Source organism: Streptococcus sp. Marseille-Q6379 (assembly GCF_965119505.1).
Map to the genome: position 1 here is coordinate 609,273 of NZ_CBCPLV010000001.1, position 18,876 is coordinate 628,148.

The following is an 18,876-nucleotide window of genomic DNA, read 5'->3' on the forward strand; positions in this document are numbered from 1 at the left end:
ATTGTTATGTCAACGTTTATCATTGCCTTCATTATTTTTGCTTTGGCTGGTCTTGGCATCCGTCACTATATCAAAGGAAAAGGTTCTTGTGGCGATTGTGAGTGTTCTTGTCCGGTTAAGGAAGAAATGCATAAGGTTAATCGCTAATAATATATAGAAAAATGGTCTCTTAAATGAATAAGAGACCATTTTCTTACGATTGTAAGAAATGTATAAAGGTATGTAGGTTGGAAGTATGATACTATAAGATAGATAAATAATCTAAATTTTTAACAAAAAAGGGAGATGTATAAGGAATGGTTTTGAACAGAGAGATTGTCCTAATTCATGGGACCTGGTGTGATGGCAATGTTTGGGGAGAATTTGCGACAGGTCTACGTCAAATGGGATACAAGGTGCATACACCTAGCTTTCGTTACCATGACCTACCTTATCAAGAGTGCCTAGCTAAAGTTGGGACTGTTACCCTGCAGGACTATCGAGATGATTTAGTGGCTTTGATTGAAAGTCTAGACCAACCACCACTCATTTTAGGGCACTCTTTAGGCTGTCTGGTGGCTCAAATGGTTGCTGAAAAGACAGAAGTTGCTGGTATGATTCTCATGGGACCTGCTCCGACAGCAGATATTTATGCCTTTTATCCAACCATGTTAGCTTGTTTTGGCAAACACTTTTTACGCTGGGGTTTTTGGAAAAAAGCCATGCCCCCTTATAAAAAGGAGTTTTTCAAGTATTGCATGAATGAACAAGAGGAAACTTTGAAAGAGGAAGTTTTTGCTGGTCTGGTTCCTGAATCAGGAAAAGTTTATACTCAGATGGCTCTTCATTGGTTTGATAAGACAAAGGCAGCTGATGTGGACTTTAGTAACATTTTATGTCCTGTTCTCGTCATTTCAGGAACAAAGGATAAGATGACTCATCCTAATATTGCTAGAAGAACAGCTAAGAACTACCGTGATTCTGTTCTCGTTTCCTTAACAGGTGCAGATCACATGTATGAAAGTGGCAAATACCAGCAGAAGACCTTGAAGGTTATTAAGGGGTGGAGTCAGCAAAATGGTTTTGTGGATTAGTCACGAAAGATAATCAGAAGAAGTTGGAAGGCAATTCCAGCTTTTTTAGTTTTCATTTGAAACGTCTTTTTGAAAATTTAGAAAATTTAGTCACAAAGAGTCCTCACTATGGTATAATTGAAAAAAAGTATGTATTGGAGAACACCCATGGCGATAATAATGGATGGTAAGGCCCTAGCTGCTAAAATGCAGGATCAATTGCATGATAAGGTAGCACGTCTAAAAGAAAAGGAATGGATTGTGCCAGGACTCGTGGTAATCATGGTCGGTGATAACCCTGCCAGTCAGGTTTATGTGCGTAATAAGGAACGTGCTGCTAAAAAGGCTGGCTTCCATAGTCAGACGGTCAATCTTTCTGAGAGTATTAGTGAGGAAGAGTTGATTGAAGTTATTGAGCGCTATAATCAGGATCCGCTTTTCCATGGTATCTTGGTTCAATTGCCACTGCCTAATCATATTAATGAAATGCGTATTCTTTTGGCTATTGATCCTAAAAAAGATGTCGATGGTTTCCATCCTATGAATACTGGTAATCTCTGGAATGGTCGCCGTCAAATGGTGCCTTGTACACCGGCTGGGATTATGGAAATCCTTCGTGAGTACAATGTTGAATTGGAAGGTAAGACAGCAGTTATTATCGGACGTAGTAATATTGTTGGTAAACCTATGGCTCAGCTTCTTCTAGAAAAGAATGCTACAGTTACCTTGACCCACTCACGAACACCGCATTTGGCTAAGGTTTGTAGCAAGGCAGATGTCTTGATTGTAGCTATTGGACGTGCAAAATTTGTAACAGAAGAATATGTCAAAGAGGGTGCTGTTGTCATTGATGTGGGAATCAACCGTGATGAAGAAGGCAAACTTTGTGGTGACGTTGATTTTGATCAAGTGAAAGATAAGGTTGGCATGATCACGCCTGTTCCAGGTGGTGTAGGCCCTATGACTATTACTATGCTGATGGAACAGACCTATCAAGCTGCTCTTCGTAGTGCGAAAGGATAGTTTATGAAAGTTGATGACGATTTAGCTAGGCAAGTGATAACACCTCGCTTGAGAGAGTCTCACAAGGGTTCTTACGGTCGAGTGCTTTTAGTTGGTGGGCTTTATCCTTATGGTGGTGCCATCATTATGGCTGCCATAGCTTGTGTCAATAGTGGGGCAGGCTTGGTCACAGTGGCTACGGATCGTGAAAATATCACAGCCCTTCATGCTCATCTCCCTGAAGCCATGGCTTTTGACCTTAGAGAGACTGAAAGATTTCTTGAGAATCTTAGGGCAGCTGATGTGGTATTAATCGGTTCTGGCCTAGGTGAAGATGGTGCAGCTAGTCAGGCTATGGACTTGGTGCTGTCAAATATTAGGGCAGATCAAAATTTGGTTGTTGATGGCTCAGCTCTCAATCTTTTGGCTAAGAAAAATAAGAAGGACTTACCAGATTGTCACCTTACTCTCACCCCACATCAAAAAGAATGGGAACGCTTGTCTGGTTTAAGGATTCCAGAGCAGACAGTTTCCAACACTCAAAAAGCCTTGGGAGAGTTCCGAGCTGGGACAATCCTGGTTGCCAAGAGTCACAAGACGGCTGTCCATGAGGGTGAAAAAGTAGCTCATTTAGAAGTTGGTGGGCCTTATCAAGCCACAGGAGGAATGGGAGATACCTTGGCTGGTATGATTACTGGTTTTCTGGCCCAGTTCCCTTCAATTGATCGCTATAAGGCTGTCACAGTAGCTACCTGGCTTCACTCAGCTATCGCTGATGATCTGGCTAAAAATGCCTATGTGGTTTTGCCGACACATATCAGTAAAGCTATTCCTAGCTGGATGAAAAAGTTATCATTATAATCTAAAAAACGTGTCTTGTATTGAGGCAAGTTTTTTTCGATTTCGACATTTTTTTAAGTTTGCTAAAGCTTATTTGTGATAAAATAAAAGAGAATTTTTATGAGAACATAGAGGAAAAAAAGTGACATCATTTTCGAAAAAACTCAGTCAAAAATGGGAAAAACGGCGCCAAAAACAAAAAGAAAAACGAGCGAATAAACCTAGAAAGCCAGTAAACATCTCACGTCGTGTTTACTTGCTTTTTGGTGTAGTCTTTGTCCTTTTTTTGTTGCTTTTTGCACGTTTGACCTATATGCAGGTTTATAACAAATCGTTTTATACTAAGAAATTAGAGGATAACTCCAAGTATACGGTTAGAATTGCAAGCGAACGTGGGCAAATCTTTGATGCTAAGGGGGTCGCTCTTACGACCAACCAGAGTAAGGACGTTATCACCTTTACACGTAGCAATTTGGTGTCATCAGATACTATGAAGAAGGTCGCTGAAAAGTTAGCGACCATGGTAACACTAACGGAGACGAAGGTAACAGCACGCCAGAAACGCGATTTCTATCTAGCGGATTCTGCCACCTACAAACGTGTGGTTAATGATCTTCCAAAGGACAAGAAAACAGATAAGTTTGGTAATAAATTAGCTGAAGCTACTATTTACAACAATGCTGTTGATGCCGTTCCTGATGAAGCAGTGGATTACACTGAGGATGAGCTTAAGATTGTCTACATTTACTCACAGATGAATGCTGTTTCTAATTTCTCAACAGTCACATTGAAAACAGGAGACTTGACACCTGAACAAATTGCGATTGTAGCAGCTAAACAGAAGGAACTCAATGGTATTACGGTTGCTAAGGATTGGGAACGTCATACGGTTGATTCGGCCTTGTCACCTCTCATCGGGAAAGTCTCAAGTTCAGAAGCAGGTTTGCCACAAGAAGATGCCAAGGAATACCTCAAAAAAGGTTATGCCCTTAATGACCGTGTAGGAACTTCTTATCTAGAAAAAGAATACGAGGAGAAGCTACAAGGGAAACATACTGTTCGTGAGATTACAGTAGACAAGGAAGGCGAAGTTGCTAGTGATAAAATCACTCAAAAGGGAAGTAAGGGTAACAATCTACAGTTGACCATCGACCTTGATTTCCAAAAGGGAGTTGAAGATATCCTAGGTCAACAGCTTTCTTCAGAGATTTCAGAGAACAAAGCTACCTATTCTGAAGGAATGTATGCCGTTGTTATGAATGCTGAAACTGGTGCTGTACTTGCCATGGCGGGGCAAAAACATGAACAAGGAGCACAAGATTTTAAAGCAAATGCCTTAGGAACAATCACTGATGTCTTTATTCCAGGATCTGTTGTTAAGGGAGCAACCCTAACTGCTGGTTGGCGTTCAGGTGCCATCTATGGAAATCAGGTCTTGACTGACCAACCAATCAACATTGCTGGTTCAGCCTCGATTACGTCTTGGTTTACAGATCAAGGTAGCCGTCCTATTACCGCGACACAGGCTCTAGAATATTCATCAAATACCTATATGGTGCAGATTGCAATCAAACTACTTGGCCAACAGTATGTTCCAGGCATGGCCTTGTCGACTGACAATATGGATAAGGCCATGACGACACTTCGTGATACCTACGCTGATTTTGGTATGGGGGTATCTACAGGACTTGATTTGCCTGGAGAATCAGAAGGGTACATTTCTAAGAATTACAATGTAGCCAACGTTTTGACAGAGGCCTTTGGTCAGTACGATTCTTATACAACCATTCAGCTGGCTCAGTATGTTGCTTCAATTGCAAATGGTGGTAAACGTGTAGCACCTCATATTGTGGGAGGTATTTATGATGCTGGTACTAATGGTAGCTTAGGAACTCTAGCTTCAACGGTAGATACACGTGTATTAAATACCTTACCTCTTGATTCTGAGCAGATGGGGATTATCCAACAAGGCTTTAATGATGTCGTTAATTCTGGTTCTAGCCTTGCGACTGGTAAAGCTATGGCAAGTTCTATCATTCCAATTAGTGGTAAAACAGGGACAGCCGAAACTTATGCAACGGATGCTTCCGGTAACTCTGTAACAACGGTTAACCTTAATGCCGTGGCCTATGCGACTGCCAAAGATGGTACTAAGTTGGCGGTTGGGATTATGTATCCACATGCTCTAGACTGGAAGAGTAAGGCCCATCAAAATGCGGTCAAAGCTATCATGGAACTTTATCAAAATACTCACTAAATATGAAAATCTCTCGTGCCTTGCACGAGGGATTTTTCTGTGATATAGTGTTTGAGTATTTGTTCTTGGGTAAAGACATATCCATGACAGTGACAAAAGATAAGAGATGAATAAAATCATATAAAGAACAGGAGACCTTCATGCTTTATCCTACTCCAATTGCGAAGCTGATTGATAGTTTTTCAAAACTCCCTGGAATTGGGGCTAAAACAGCGACACGCCTAGCTTTTTATACCATTAGCATGTCTGATGAAGATGTCAATGATTTCGCAAAAAACCTCTTGGCAGCCAAACGTGAATTGACTTATTGTTCGGTCTGTGGTCGTTTGACAGATGATGATCCCTGTAACATTTGTACAGATGAAACGAGAGATCGTACTAAGATTTTGGTTGTTGAAGACTCCAAAGATGTTTCAGCTATGGAAAAGATTCAGGAATACCGTGGTCTCTACCATGTGCTTCAAGGGCTTATTTCCCCTATGAATGGTGTTGGACCAGATGATATTAACTTGAAAAGTTTGATTACTCGTCTTATGGATAGCGAGGTTGACGAAGTTATCATTGCTACTAATGCAACAGCAGATGGTGAGGCAACATCTATGTATATTTCACGAGTCCTCAAACCTGCGGGAATCAAGGTGACTCGTTTAGCGCGTGGTTTGGCTGTTGGTTCTGACATCGAGTATGCTGATGAAGTGACCTTGCTAAGAGCTATCGAAAATCGAACAGAACTTTAGGAAAAGTGTTGGTAAGTCCAGCGCTTTTTGTTTGCAGTAAGTAGGTTTCTCATTAAAAATTTGGTAAAATAAAGTAAACGCTTTAATGACGAGGGATCATGATGCAGATTGAAAAGATTTTAAACAACAATGTTGTTCAGGCTTTGGATAATAATGTGGAATACATTGTCATGGGCAAGGGACTGGGCTTTCAAAAGAAGGTCGGAGACTTTGTTGATAAGGAAAAGATTGAAAAGACTTTTGTTTTGGAAAATACAGAGGCAGTAGATGAATGGTCTCGTGTTTATGTCAATTTGCCTGAAGGTGAAATGCAGGTCTTTTTGAATATCCTTACTTTTGCTGAAGCTGTCTTACAACCCAAGTTTGACCCCTCTTTTTTCATCGCCCTAGCTGACCACCTACATTACGCCATTGAAAGAAGTGGAGAAGGTATTTCTCTGCAGAATCCCTTGGCTTGGGAGGTTCGAAAATTTTACCCTCGGGAGTATGAGATTGGAAAACAAGCTCTTCGTTTGATTGTCAAGGATTTAGAAGTTAAATTGGCAGATGATGAGGCTGCCTCTGTCGCTTTACATTTTGTCAATGCACAAAAGGATGCGGGTCTCCATGAAAAAGACCGACAGATGACTCAAATTGTGGTTGGAATTAGTGACATTGTCCGTCTTCATTTTGGTTGTGATTTGGAGGAGGATAGTTTCTCTTATAACCGATTTATTACACATCTTCGCTATCTAGCGCAACGGATTGTGAGTGGGGTTAGTGGTGGTAAAAATGATGCTTTTCTTGTCTCACGAAAACCACTAGCTGTGCTAGTGGTTCCGAAAAGCTTTTAGCGATGTATCAAAAAAGTCCCCCTAAAGTGTTATATTAGATAAGGTTTCCCGACCGCTAACTAATATACAAAAGGAGGACCCCTGATGAGACAGGATAATAATAGTTTAGCACATACTACATGGAATTGTAAGTATCATATTGTGTTCGCACCCAAATATCGACGTCAGATAATTTATGGGAAATACAAAGCAAGTATTGGTCAAATCTTACGATTATTATGCGAAAGAAAAGGTGTTGAAATTCATGAAGCAGAAGCTTGCCCAGACCATATTCACATGTTGGTGAGTATACCACCGAAACTAAGTATTTCCTCATTTATGGGATATTTAAAGGGCAAAAGTAGCTTAATGATATTTGATCGACACGCTAATTTAAAGTATAAATATGGGAATCGCAAATTTTGGTGTCGAGGGTTTTATGTTGATACGGTTGGACGAAATCAGAAGCGAATTGAAGAATATATTCGTAATCAATTACAAGAAGACGTGATAGCAGATCAGCTAAGTCTATTTGAGGAGTATGATCCGTTTACAGGTGAGAAGAATAAAAGAAAGTAATCTTAAAGAGACCCGCTAGACGGGTCAGCTAGCAAAGGTGGTGCTGAAGGGAAACCATTCGGTAGGCCTTTAGGCCTCGGCCGGTAGCAGAGGCTTTCAGCCGAAGAGCAAGCCACCCGTTCTCACGGGTGGTTTTGACTTACGAGCAGGTTAGGGTAAATTATCCAGAATCCTTTATCTGTACCCAAAAGATTGCTAACTATATTAAGGCGGGTTATACATTTGAATTGAGTTTGGACGAACAGGTCTATTTAACCATTCATATTCAACGTCTTAAGGATAGTTTGGATAAGTAAGCGATTCACCGAGAGGCCATACAAAAAGCAGACAATTAGGCTTAAGTCTGCTTTTTCTGTGTCCTTATGGTATAATGAGGTGATTAATATTAAACTAAAAATACTCAAAGTTAGGATTCTATGTATTTGAGTATTTCTATAAAAAGCTAATGAGTTAGTGAAAGGAAGCGAGCGGTTCTGTGCTTGAAATGAGCATAGCCGTTTCTAAAGAATCTTATGTATATTGAAATGATTGACGAGACTGGACAAGTCTCTGAGAAATTAAAAGAACAAACCTTGGAGTTGCTAGATTTTGCAGCAGAAAAACTTGGCAAGGAAGACAAGGAAATGGCTGTTACATTTGTAACCAACGAACGTAGCCACGAACTAAACTTGGAATATCGTGATACAGACCGTCCAACGGATGTCATTAGTTTGGAGTATAAGCCTGAATTAGATATTAGCTTTGATGAGGAAGAGTTGGCTGAAAATCCTGAATTAGCTGAAATGATGGGAGAGTTTGATAGTTATATCGGTGAACTCTTTATTTCCGTTGATAAGGCTCATGAACAAGCTGAGGATTATGGACATAGTTTTGAACGTGAGATGGGTTTCTTGGTTGTTCACGGTTTTCTCCATATCAATGGCTATGACCATTACACCCCAGAAGAAGAAGCGGAAATGTTTGGATTACAGGAAGAAATTTTGACTGCTTATGGACTTACGCGACAATAATCCACAAAAAAAGTGGAAAAATAGAGAATTCACAGCTAGTTTTGAGTTTGCTCTGACAGGAATAATAACGGCTTTTAAAGAAGAACGCAATATGCGCAAGCACTTGGTTTCAGCTATCTTGGTGGTATTGGCTGGCTTGATTTTCCGTGTGTCTGCGACAGAATGGCTCTTTCTTTTGATGGCAGTTTTTCTCGTAATTGCCCTAGAGATTGTTAATTCTGCCATTGAAAATGTTGTCGATTTAGCTAGTAATTATCACTTTTCGATGCTAGCCAAAAATGCCAAGGATATGGCTGCTGGAGCTGTTTTAGTGATTTCTTGTTATGCAGTCATTACGGGGATGATTGTTTTCATACCTAAAATTTGGCACTTAATTTTCAATTAAAACGAAATAGGAAAGAAGTTATATGACATTTAAATCAGGATTTGTGGCTATTCTCGGCCGTCCTAATGTAGGAAAATCAACGTTTTTGAACCATGTTATGGGGCAAAAGATTGCTATCATGAGTGATAAGGCTCAAACAACCCGCAATAAAATTATGGGAATTTACACAACCGATAAGGAACAGATTGTCTTTATCGATACCCCAGGGATTCACAAGCCTAAGACGGCTCTTGGAGATTTTATGGTAGAATCTGCTTATTCAACCCTTCGTGAGATTGATACAGTCCTCTTTATGGTACCAGCGGATGAGCCCCGTGGTAAGGGTGATAATATGATTATCGAACGCCTCAAACAAGCTAAAGTTCCAGTTATCTTGGTAATCAATAAGATTGACAAGGTCCATCCAGATCAGCTCCTAGAGCAGATTGACGATTTCCGTACACAAATGGATTTCAAGGAGATTATTCCGATATCTGCCCTCCAAGGGAACAATGTTTCCCACCTTGTGGATGTCTTGAGTGATAACCTTGAGGAAGGGTTCCAATATTTCCCAGCGGACCAAATCACAGATCACCCTGAGCGTTTCTTGGTATCAGAGATGATTCGTGAAAAAGTCCTTCAGTTGACACGTGAAGAAATTCCACACTCCGTTGCGGTTGTCATTGATGAGATGAAGCGTGATGAAGACACTGATAAGATTCATATTCGTGCGACAATCATGGTTGAGCGTGACAGCCAAAAAGGTATTATTATTGGTAAACAAGGTTCCATGCTCAAGAAAATTGGTACCCTTGCTCGTAAAGATATTGAAGTCATGCTTGGAGACAAGGTCTTCCTTGAAACCTGGGTTAAGGTTAAGAAAAATTGGCGTGATAAAAAACTTGATTTGGCCGATTTTGGTTACAATGAAAAAGAATATTAAAAAGCTGGGCACTTGCTCGGCTTTCTTGCTAGAAGGAGGAGCAGATGCCTGAGTTACCTGAGGTAGAAACTGTTAGACGAGGTTTAGAAAGGTTAGTAGTAGGTCGGACTATTTTGTCGCTTGAGGTCAAGGTTCCAAAAATGATTAAGACCTCCTACGATAGTTTTTTGACTGATTTACCTGGTCAAACCATTCAAGCCCTGCGACGAAGAGGCAAGTACTTGATTTTTGACTTTGGACAGTTGATTATGATTTCCCACTTGCGTATGGAGGGAAAATACCTGCTGTTTACAGATCAAGTTCCTACCAACAAGCATTTTCACTTATTCTTTAAGTTAGATGATGGCTCCACCCTCGTCTATCAAGATGTCCGCAAGTTTGGGAACTTTGATTTATTTGCTAAAAGCCAAGAGGAGGCTTATTTTACAAGGAAAAAGCTTGGTCCTGAGCCTACTAAGAAGACCTTTAAATACGCTCTATTTGAGAGAGCCTTGATGAGTTCTGCAAAGCCCATTAAAAGTCTCCTCTTGGAGCAAAAATTGGTGGCTGGTCTAGGAAATATCTATGTTGATGAGGTGCTTTGGGCGGCCAAGGTTCATCCTGAAATGCCAGCAAAGGAACTCAGCAAGGCAGCCATGAAGCGGGTCCATGATCAAACAATTGCCATTTTACAGCTTGGCATTGAAAAAGGCGGCTCAACCATAAGGACCTATCGTAATGCCCTTGGTGAGGACGGAACCATGCAGAACTATTTGCAGGTTTACGGAAAGACGGGACAGCCTTGTCCACGCTGCGCAAGCACAATTGAAAAAATCAAGTTAGGAGGGAGAGGGACACATTTGTGTCCTCATTGTCAGAAACGATGATTATTGGGTTAACAGGTGGTATTGCTTCAGGAAAATCAACGGTTGTTGAAATGATTAAAGAGGCAGGTTACAAGGTCATTGATGCTGATCAGCTTGTCCACGATATGCAGGCCAAAGGAGGCCGTTTGTATCGTGCCTTGCTTGATTGGTTGGGAGAGGAGATTCTCCTTCCTAATGGAGAATTGAATCGTTCTAAACTAGGGCAACTGATTTTTTCGAATGAGGAGATGAGACATCGGTCTGCTGAGATTCAAGGGACAATTATTCGAGAGGAACTAGCAACTCAAAGGGATTGTTTGGCCAAGAAAGAAGATGTTTTTTTCATGGATATTCCCTTACTTATTGAGAATGGGTATCAGGACTGGTTTGACCAGATTTGGTTGGTGGCAGTGTTACCTGAGATCCAGCGCCAACGCTTGATGAAACGTAATCACTTAAGTTCAAGGGAAGCTAGTATGCGTATCGCTAGCCAGATGTCTTTAGAAGAGAAAAAGCCTTATGCCAGCTTGATTCTTAATAATAACGGTAGTCTCGATGATTTGAAGGAGAAAGTGAAGAGCGCAATAAATGATTTACCTAGCTCCTCATAGCTAGTCATTGTGATATAATGGATAGTGAATTTTAGAAAGAAGATGATTATTTGCGCCAAAAAGAGCTTAAAAGTACTGATTGGCAACGTAACCTTAAAATTGCATGGATAGGAACCTTTTTTACTGGAGCTAGTTTCTCCATTGTTATGCCTTTCATGGCCCTCTACATTGAGGAACTAGGTGTTAAAGGAGACATGGTTGAATGGTATACTGGTTTGTCTGTTGCCATCTCTGCTTTAGCCTCAGCCCTGGTTTCTCCTATTTGGGGACGCTTGGCTGACCGTTATGGCCGAAAGCCCATGATGATTAGAGCCAGCATGGTGATGACTTTTACAATGGGAGGTCTTGCCTTAGTCCCAAATGTTTTCTGGCTGCTTTTCTTAAGAACGCTGAATGGTTTGTTTGCGGGGTATGTTCCAAATGCCACAGCTTTAATTGCTAGTCAGGTTCCTCAGAACCGTTCTGGCTATGCCCTGGGGACCTTATCTACGGGTCTAACGGCAGGTGTTCTGATTGGCCCTTTGTTAGGTGGTACCTTGTCTGAGGCGTTTGGTATGAGAGGGACCTTTTTATTGGTGGGCCTCATTCTATTTATCTGCTGCCTCTTAACTGTCTTTGGTTTGCGAGAGAATTTTCAACCTATCGAAAAGGGAGAGATGATGACTCTTTCTCAGATTTTTGCGAAAATTCCCAGCAAATCTATGTTGATTGGCCTTTTTGTGACCAGTATGATTATCCAGATTTCTGCCCAATCGATTGCGCCTATGTTGGCCCTTTATATTCGTTATTTAGGTCAGAGGGACAATATCCTTTTTTACTCAGGTTTAATTGTTTCTGCTATGGGCTTCTCTAGTCTCTTGAGTACCCCTTTTCTGGGAAAATTGGGAGACCGTATTGGGAATCATCGCTTGCTTTTAATGGGGCTATTTTATAGCTTCCTCTTGTATTTCCTTTGTGGTTTTGCCGGTTCAGCCTTGCAATTGGGTATCTTACGTTTTGCCTATGGCTTCGGTGTGGGTGCCCTTATGCCTAGTGTCAATTCTTTATTGACCAAGATGACACCCAAGGAAGGAATCTCAAGAATATTTAGCTTTAATCAAAGCTTTTCATACATTGGACAAGTTTTAGGTCCTTTTGTTGGTTCAGCAGTTGCGACTGGACTAGGTTATCGCTGGGTCTTCTTTGTGACCGCAATAATTGTCTTTGGAAATTTTGTCTGGTCCTTAATCATCTTTAGAAAATCGCTAGGAGTCAAGAATATAGGTGAGAGTTAAAATCAATTTAAAGTGTAGTGAATGTGGGAGTATCAACTATCTCACAAGTAAAAATAAACAAAATCATCCTGAGAAAATTCAGGTACCCAAATTCTGCCCCAAGGATAGAAAAGTAACCTTACATGTTGAATCTTAAAGGGTTCTATGGTAGAATAAAAAGGACTTTTTCGGAGGAATAACTATGTACGACTTATTATTAACGCTGCTCTTGGTGATGTCAGCTATTATTGTGATTGCGGTATTCATGCAGCCACAAAAGAATCCAAGTAGCAATGTCTTTGATGGTGGTGGGTCAGAAGCACTATTTGAACGTAGTAAACCACGTGGTTTTGAAGCCTTTATGCAACGCTTTACAGGAATCATGGTTTTTCTATGGATTGTAGATGCAATCGTCCTTTCCATTCTCTCAAGTAAGTAATGAGCTGACTGAGGTTGGCTCATTTTTTGCGTTATAGTCAATAAATAAAAGAAAAGGAAATCATGAAAGAATCTATTATAAATTATTTGAAGGAGCATGGGAAATCCAGTGTAAACGACATTGCCCAGGCTCTTAATCATGCTGGGGGAGAAAAGTTTCCTCAGCTCATCAAGGCCATATCAGCCATGGAAAGTAAGGGACAGTTGCGTTTTAATCGAGATGGCTCTGTTTCCTTGCGTCCTAAGAAAGAAAATCCAAATCAGGTGACTGTTGAAGGTGTTTTCCGTGCCAATAAGAACGGTTTTGGTTTCTTGCATGTCGATGACAGTGAAGATGATATGTTCATTGGTCGTAATGATGTTGGCCATGCCATTGACGGTGATACTGTTGCTGTTGTTATCAAGAAGCCAGCGGATCGTTTGCGTGGGACGGCAGCAGAAGCACGAGTTGTTGAAATTGTAGAACGTTCGCTTAAGACTGTTGTAGGGAAATTTATCCTTAGCGACGAGAAAGAACCTTATGCTGGTTACATTAAGTCTAAAAATCAAAAAATTCAGCAGCCAATTTTTATTAAGAAAGAACCAGTTGCCCTAGACGGTACTGAAATTATCAAGGTTGATATTGAAAAATACCCTAACCGTCACTATGATTACTTCGTAGGAAGTGTTCGTGACATTATTGGTCATCAAGGGGATGCTGGTATTGATGTCTTGGAAGTCTTAGAATCAATGGATATTGTTTCAGAGTTCCCAGAGGATGTCATGGCGGAAGCAGAAGCTGTACCAGATGCACCTAGTCAGGAAGACCTCCTTGGTCGTGTTGACCTTCGTCAAGAGGTAACCTTTACTATTGATGGAGCTGATGCTAAGGACTTGGATGATGCGGTCCATATTAAGCGTTTGCCAAATGGTAATTTTGAGCTTGGTGTTCATATTGCCGATGTGTCCTACTATGTCACTGAAGGTTCAGCTCTTAACCGTGAGGCCGTAGCACGTGGGACTTCGGTTTATGTGACAGACCGTGTGGTGCCAATGTTGCCTGAGCGTCTTTCAAATGGTATTTGTTCACTAAATCCTAATGTTGATCGCTTGACTCAGTCAGCCATTATGGAAATTACTCCAAAAGGTAAGGTGGTTAATCATAAGATTTGTCAATCTGTGATTAATACAACCTTCCGTATGACCTACAGTGATGTCAATGAGATGTTGGCTGGAAATCCAGAAAAGATTGAGCAGTTTAAGCCAATCATGGACTCTGTATCAGCTATGGCAGAACTGCATAAGATTTTAGAAGACATGCGTGAGCGTCGTGGTGCCCTTAACTTTGATACATCTGAAGCTCGTATCTTGGTAAATGAGAAGGGGATGCCAGTGGATATCGTGGTGCGTGAACGTGGAACAGCCGAGCGAATGATTGAATCCTTCATGTTGGCTGCCAATGAATGTGTGGCAGAGCATTTCGCTAAGGCTAAGTTGCCATTTATCTACCGTATCCACGAAGAGCCAAAAGCTGAGAAATTGCAACGCTTCATGGATTATGCCTCTATCTTTGGTGTTCAAATCAAAGGAACTGCCAATAAGATGGATCAACTAGACTTGCAAGAGTTCATGGCGCGAGTTCAAGGCAAACCCGGAGCAGAGGTCATGAACATGATGTTGCTTCGTTCAATGCAACAAGCCCGCTATTCAGAACACAACCATGGGCACTATGGACTTGCGGCTCAGTATTATACCCACTTTACTAGTCCAATCCGTCGTTACCCAGACCTCTTGGTTCACCGAATGATTCGTGAGTACACTAACAATATGTCTCAAGAAACGCGTGAACATTTTGAAGAGGTTATTCCTGAGTTAGCGACATCATCTTCAACCCTTGAACGCCGTGCCATTGATGCCGAACGTGTCGTTGAAGCGATGAAAAAAGCGGAATACATGGAAGAGTTTGTTGGTCAAGAATTCGACGGTATTGTCGGAAGTGTGGTTAAATTCGGTATGTTTGTGGAATTGCCAAACACCATCGAAGGTTTGGTTCACATCACTACCCTTCCAGAATTTTACAATTACAATGAACGTACCATGACACTTCAGGGTGAAAAAACTGGTAAGACTTTCCGAGTTGGTCAGCCTATCTGTGTCAAATTAACACGTGCGGATAAGGAAACCGGAGATATTGACTTCCAATACCTTCCAAGCGAGTATGATGTCACTGAAAAAGTAGACCACAAGGCACGTCAGGAACGTGAAGAGAAGGCGAAAGCCTTCCGCAATAGAGGTCCACGCCGTGACCGTCAAAATGGAGACTTCGAACGTCGTGGTAAACGTGGGGATAACCGTAACCGTCAAGATGGTAATGGTCGTAAAGGCTCTTATGACGAAAAACGTAAGTCATCTAAGAAACCAGACAAACGTAAAAATCAAAACCGTCCTCATAATGATAACAAGGGACGTGAGAGTGGTCGTCGTAAGAAAAAAGGGAACAAACCTTTTTACAAGGACGTTGCTAAAAAACGAAAATAGGATGAGAATGGAGGGACTGCTATGCCAAAGGGTGAAGGCAATGTTGTTGCTCAGAATAAAAAGGCTAGACATGACTATAGTATCGTTGATACTATTGAAGCAGGTATCGTGCTGACAGGAACAGAGATTAAGTCTGTTCGTGCGGCCCGCATCCAACTTAAAGATGGCTATGCCCAAATCAAAAATGGTGAGGCCTGGTTAATCAATGTCCATATTGCTCCTTTTGAGCAAGGAAATATTTGGAATCAAGATCCAGACCGTACGAGAAAATTGTTGCTCAAGAAGAAACAGATCACCAAACTTCAAAATGATCTTAAGGGTACAGGAATGACCCTAGTTCCTCTTAAGGTCTACCTAAAAAACGGTTTTGCCAAGGTATTGCTCGGTATTGCCAAAGGGAAACACGATTACGATAAACGTGAGTCTATCAAGCGTCGTGAACAAGAGCGTGATATTAAACGTATTATCAAGAGTGTTAACCGTTAAACTGCCTATCATCTAAGACTACTATAGTCTTAGATGATTTTTTGTTTTTGGCTTTAAGACATGATATAATGAAAGTACTATGCGGTCTTTAGTTAGGATACTAGCTATACCTGACTCTAACTGTGATACTGTAAAGGAGATTAGCGATGCCAGTAGATGCTAAAACAAAATACAAGGCCAAGAAGACTAAGATTGTTTTCTTTGACATTGACGACACCCTTCGTGTTAAAAAGACAGGCTACATTCCTGAATCTATTAAGGCTGTTTTCAAAGGGCTTAAAGAAAAAGGAATTTTGACGGGGATTGCCACAGGACGTGGCTACTATGGTGTCGTTGAGGACATTCGAGACCTAGAGCCCGATTATTTTGTAACCATCAATGGAACTTATGTGATTAATCGAAAAGGGGAAGAAATTTATAACCAACCCCTCGCTCGTGAGGTTACAGAAGCTTTTGTTGCTTGGTGCAAAGAGATTGGAATTGCTTGGGGCTTTGCTGGTAAGGATAAGCCAGTTGTCTCAGAGCGTTCAGATTTGATTGATAATGCTATGAAACCAGTCTATGGTCTTTGTGATGTGGAGCCAGACTTTCACTTGTCGAATGATGTTTACCATATGTGGACTTTTGCGGAAAATGATGGTGACCTTGAATTACCAGAAGAACTCGCATCCCATGTCCGTATGGTACCTTGGCATGAACACTCCTCTGACGTCGTAGCAAATGGTATCTCAAAGGCCTCTGGTGTCGAGCATGTCTTAGAGCATGAAAATCTTAAACCAGTCAATGCCATGATGTTTGGTGATGGTCCAAACGATATGGAAATCTTTGACTATGTTGGACTTAAGATTGCTATGGGTAATGCCACACCAGAATTGAAAGAAAAAGCAGATTACGTTACAGGAACAATAGAAGAAGATGGCATTTTCAATGCCTTGGAGGAACTCGGATTGGTAGAAAAAGAACTTCATTTCCCACAACTTGACTTGGATACAGTAGAAGGTCCAGTCGCAACAATTAAAACAAATCATGGTAATTTGGTTATTAAACTCTTCCCTGATCATGCACCATTAACAGTTACTAACTTTGTCAATTTGGCCAAGAGTGGCTACTATGATGGTGTGATTTTCCACAGAATTATCAAGGACTTTATGATTCAAGGTGGTGACCCAACTGGTACTGGTATGGGTGGTGAGTCAAGCTTTGGTGGTAGCTTCCAGGACGAATTTTCTGAAGAGCTCTATAACCTCCGTGGTGCGCTTTCTATGGCTAATGCTGGACCAGATACAAATGGTAGCCAATTCTTCATCGTTCAAACGTCTGAAATTCCTTATGCTAAAAAGGAACTCGAACGTGGTGGATGGCCAGCACCAATCGCAGAAGCTTATGCTGAAAATGGGGGAACACCTCACCTAGACCGTCGTCACACAGTCTTTGGTCAATTGGTGGATGAAGACTCTTACAAGGTGCTTGATGAAATTGCCAATGTTAAGGTTGGCGCCCAAGATAAGCCACTTGAGGATGTTGTAATTGAAACAGTTGAGGTAGCAGACTAAGATGAAGATTGGAGACAAGCTTAGGGGTGTTATCACAGGCATCAAGCCTTACGGTGCCTTTGTTTCATTGGAAAATGGTACCACAGGCTTGATTCACATCTCAGAGATTAAGACAGGTTATATCGACAATATCTACAATACCTTAAAGGTAGACCAGGAGGTCTTAGTTCAAGTTGTTGATTTTGATGAATTTACACAAAAGGCCAGTCTTTCTTTGAGAACCCTTGAGGAAGAAAAAAATAAAATCCCTCATCGTCATCGTTTTTCTGATAGTCGTTTGAACTATGGCTTTAAACCTTTGGCAGAAGCAATGCCAGGATGGATTGAAGAAGGACTTGACTATCTTAGACAAGAGCATGAGGAGAAATAGCAAAAGCTGACTCACGATGAGTCAGCTTTTTATATGGCTATTGAATTTGAGTGCAAACGAAAAGGTCCTCAACTTAATTGAAGACCCTTCTGGATTAATTAAACATCAAAATAGAGCAATTCTTTTGGTGTGTGTGTGAAGACTTCAAAGCCGTCTTTTGTAACATAACCACAGTCCTCGATACGAACACCAACTTTTTCAGGAATGTAGATACCTGGTTCAACTGAGAAGCACATTCCTTCTTCAATGACCATGTCATTTCCTTCCATGATAGAAGGGAATTCATGCACATCCATTCCGATACCGTGTCCGAGGCGGTGGTTGAAGTATTCGCCGTAACCAGCTTTTTCAATAACATTACGTGCTGCAGCATCGACTTCGCTGGCAGTTACACCTGGTTTAATCATATCTAGGGCAGCCTGTTGAGCTTCTAAAGTCAAGTGGTAGATTTCTTTTTTGAAATCATCGGGTTTTCCAACAGCGACTGTTCGCGTCATATCTGAAGCATAGCCATTCACCATACAGCCCAAGTCGAAGAGAAGAAGAGCATCTTTTTCAATTTTGTTGCTTCCAGGAATGCCGTGTGGGTTGGCTGCATTGTTACCAGTCAAGACCATAGTTTCAAAGCTCATTTCATAGCCCAAGCGTTTGATGCCAAATTCGATTTGAGCAATGATGTCTGTTTCAGTAACGTCGAGAGAAATATTGTCGAAACCGATATTAACAGCTTTATCAGCATAATCAGCGGCAACAATCATTTTTTGAATTTCATCAGCTGACTTGATAACGCGCATTTTTTGAATGAATGGTGTCAAGTTTTCAAAGCGACCATCAAAGACCGTTTGCAATCCTTGGAACTTAGTCACATTGAGATTGTCAAACTCTGCATAAATAATAGGGCTGTCTGTACTTGCTAGGCCAGCCTTGATTTTTTGCCATGGATTTTCAGAATCCACATAACCAAAGACTGGGAAGTCGAGTACAGCAGAGGCACGTGCAACCTCAAGAGCAGGAACAAAGAGGGCAGGCTCCCGATTTTCGTAGACGAAGAGGAACATTTGGCGTTCATGTGGGTCACAATCAAAACCAGTAAGATAATTGACAGTTACAGGATCTGAAACAATAGCTAGCCCTGCTTTATTTTCATTCAAAAAATGACGAATGCGATCAAGTTTAGACATAGAAAAAACTCCTTTGTATTTCTTAC

Annotated in this window: 21 protein-coding genes and 1 pseudogene; 21 read left to right on the forward strand and 1 reads right to left on the reverse strand. The window is 41.1% G+C overall.

The features are described 5' to 3' along the window. Positions 1–6: 6 nt before the first annotated feature. The 21 genes and pseudogenes from ACWPVZ_RS03050 (at position 7) to ACWPVZ_RS03150 (ending at position 17,669) form a co-directional block, all read left to right on the forward strand. Positions 7–147 (forward strand): FeoB-associated Cys-rich membrane protein, encoded by a 141-nt coding sequence (locus tag ACWPVZ_RS03050; protein ID WP_155211674.1) that lies wholly within the window; start codon positions 7–9, stop codon positions 145–147. A gap of 149 nt (positions 148–296) precedes the next feature. Beyond that, positions 297–1,073, forward strand: coding sequence for an alpha/beta fold hydrolase (locus tag ACWPVZ_RS03055; RefSeq protein WP_347105196.1), 777 nt, complete (start codon positions 297–299; stop codon positions 1,071–1,073). Between the two features lie 147 nt (positions 1,074–1,220). Next, the gene (locus ACWPVZ_RS03060) at positions 1,221–2,075 is read left to right on the forward strand and encodes a bifunctional methylenetetrahydrofolate dehydrogenase/methenyltetrahydrofolate cyclohydrolase (protein ID WP_022496003.1); all 855 of its coding nucleotides are present in this window, start codon (positions 1,221–1,223) and stop codon (positions 2,073–2,075) included. A 3-nt stretch (positions 2,076–2,078) separates the two neighbouring features. Further along, on the forward strand, positions 2,079–2,915 hold the full coding sequence (locus ACWPVZ_RS03065) for an NAD(P)H-hydrate dehydratase (RefSeq protein WP_454380848.1): 837 nt from the start codon (positions 2,079–2,081) through the stop codon (positions 2,913–2,915). A gap of 121 nt (positions 2,916–3,036) precedes the next feature. Further along, complete coding sequence (gene pbp2b / locus ACWPVZ_RS03070; RefSeq protein ID WP_454380850.1) at positions 3,037–5,151, forward strand: penicillin-binding protein PBP2B; 2,115 nt, start codon at positions 3,037–3,039, stop codon at positions 5,149–5,151. A 140-nt stretch (positions 5,152–5,291) separates the two neighbouring features. Continuing rightward, positions 5,292–5,888 carry a recombination mediator RecR gene (gene recR / locus ACWPVZ_RS03075; RefSeq protein ID WP_002889030.1) on the forward strand — a complete coding sequence of 199 codons (597 nt, stop codon included), beginning with the start codon at positions 5,292–5,294 and terminating at the stop codon, positions 5,886–5,888. 101 nt (positions 5,889–5,989) lie between these two features. After that, positions 5,990–6,673: pseudogene (locus ACWPVZ_RS03080) on the forward strand (PRD domain-containing protein); the annotation flags it as partial. A gap of 132 nt (positions 6,674–6,805) precedes the next feature. Next, positions 6,806–7,279, forward strand: coding sequence for an IS200/IS605 family transposase (gene tnpA, locus ACWPVZ_RS03085; RefSeq protein WP_002891962.1), 474 nt, complete (start codon positions 6,806–6,808; stop codon positions 7,277–7,279). Positions 7,280–7,413: 134 nt separating this feature from the next. After that, the gene (locus ACWPVZ_RS03090) at positions 7,414–7,575 is read left to right on the forward strand and encodes a PRD domain-containing protein (RefSeq protein ID WP_454380852.1); all 162 of its coding nucleotides are present in this window, start codon (positions 7,414–7,416) and stop codon (positions 7,573–7,575) included. Between the two features lie 216 nt (positions 7,576–7,791). Next, the gene (gene ybeY / locus ACWPVZ_RS03095; protein ID WP_454380854.1) at positions 7,792–8,289 is read left to right on the forward strand and encodes an rRNA maturation RNase YbeY; all 498 of its coding nucleotides are present in this window, start codon (positions 7,792–7,794) and stop codon (positions 8,287–8,289) included. Then, a complete protein-coding gene (locus ACWPVZ_RS03100; protein WP_454380856.1) occupies positions 8,270–8,674 on the forward strand; it encodes a diacylglycerol kinase family protein in 405 nt (134 codons plus the stop codon). Before ybeY ends, ACWPVZ_RS03100 begins: the two co-directional genes overlap by 20 nt. A 22-nt stretch (positions 8,675–8,696) precedes the next feature. Beyond that, the gene (gene era, locus ACWPVZ_RS03105) at positions 8,697–9,596 is read left to right on the forward strand and encodes a GTPase Era (RefSeq protein ID WP_454380858.1); all 900 of its coding nucleotides are present in this window, start codon (positions 8,697–8,699) and stop codon (positions 9,594–9,596) included. A gap of 44 nt (positions 9,597–9,640) precedes the next feature. Then, the gene (gene mutM, locus ACWPVZ_RS03110) at positions 9,641–10,462 is read left to right on the forward strand and encodes a DNA-formamidopyrimidine glycosylase (protein WP_454380860.1); all 822 of its coding nucleotides are present in this window, start codon (positions 9,641–9,643) and stop codon (positions 10,460–10,462) included. Continuing rightward, the gene (gene coaE, locus ACWPVZ_RS03115) at positions 10,459–11,052 is read left to right on the forward strand and encodes a dephospho-CoA kinase (protein WP_454380862.1); all 594 of its coding nucleotides are present in this window, start codon (positions 10,459–10,461) and stop codon (positions 11,050–11,052) included. The genes mutM and coaE overlap by 4 nt, the downstream gene beginning before the upstream one ends. Positions 11,053–11,102: 50 nt before the next feature. Further along, complete coding sequence (locus ACWPVZ_RS03120) at positions 11,103–12,326, forward strand: multidrug efflux MFS transporter (protein ID WP_454380864.1); 1,224 nt, start codon at positions 11,103–11,105, stop codon at positions 12,324–12,326. Continuing rightward, positions 12,316–12,462 (forward strand): 50S ribosomal protein L33, encoded by a 147-nt coding sequence (rpmG, locus tag ACWPVZ_RS03125; protein WP_002890443.1) that lies wholly within the window; start codon positions 12,316–12,318, stop codon positions 12,460–12,462. Before ACWPVZ_RS03120 ends, rpmG begins: the two co-directional genes overlap by 11 nt. A 45-nt stretch (positions 12,463–12,507) precedes the next feature. After that, the gene (gene secG, locus ACWPVZ_RS03130) at positions 12,508–12,744 is read left to right on the forward strand and encodes a preprotein translocase subunit SecG (protein WP_002886135.1); all 237 of its coding nucleotides are present in this window, start codon (positions 12,508–12,510) and stop codon (positions 12,742–12,744) included. Positions 12,745–12,806: 62 nt separating this feature from the next. Next, complete coding sequence (rnr, locus tag ACWPVZ_RS03135; protein WP_454380867.1) at positions 12,807–15,260, forward strand: ribonuclease R; 2,454 nt, start codon at positions 12,807–12,809, stop codon at positions 15,258–15,260. Positions 15,261–15,281: 21 nt separating this feature from the next. Further along, positions 15,282–15,746 carry an SsrA-binding protein SmpB gene (gene smpB / locus ACWPVZ_RS03140; RefSeq protein WP_002885905.1) on the forward strand — a complete coding sequence of 155 codons (465 nt, stop codon included), beginning with the start codon at positions 15,282–15,284 and terminating at the stop codon, positions 15,744–15,746. Between the two features lie 146 nt (positions 15,747–15,892). Then, on the forward strand, positions 15,893–17,299 hold the full coding sequence (locus ACWPVZ_RS03145; RefSeq protein WP_454380870.1) for a Cof-type HAD-IIB family hydrolase: 1,407 nt from the start codon (positions 15,893–15,895) through the stop codon (positions 17,297–17,299). Between the two features lies 1 nt (position 17,300). After that, the gene (locus ACWPVZ_RS03150) at positions 17,301–17,669 is read left to right on the forward strand and encodes a S1 RNA-binding domain-containing protein (protein WP_002886108.1); all 369 of its coding nucleotides are present in this window, start codon (positions 17,301–17,303) and stop codon (positions 17,667–17,669) included. Positions 17,670–17,767: 98 nt separating this feature from the next. On the opposite strand, the gene ACWPVZ_RS03155 is transcribed toward ACWPVZ_RS03150, so the two are convergent. Next, positions 17,768–18,850 (reverse strand): M24 family metallopeptidase, encoded by a 1,083-nt coding sequence (locus ACWPVZ_RS03155; RefSeq protein ID WP_454380872.1) that lies wholly within the window; start codon positions 18,848–18,850, stop codon positions 17,768–17,770. Between the last annotated feature and the right edge of the window lie 26 nt (positions 18,851–18,876).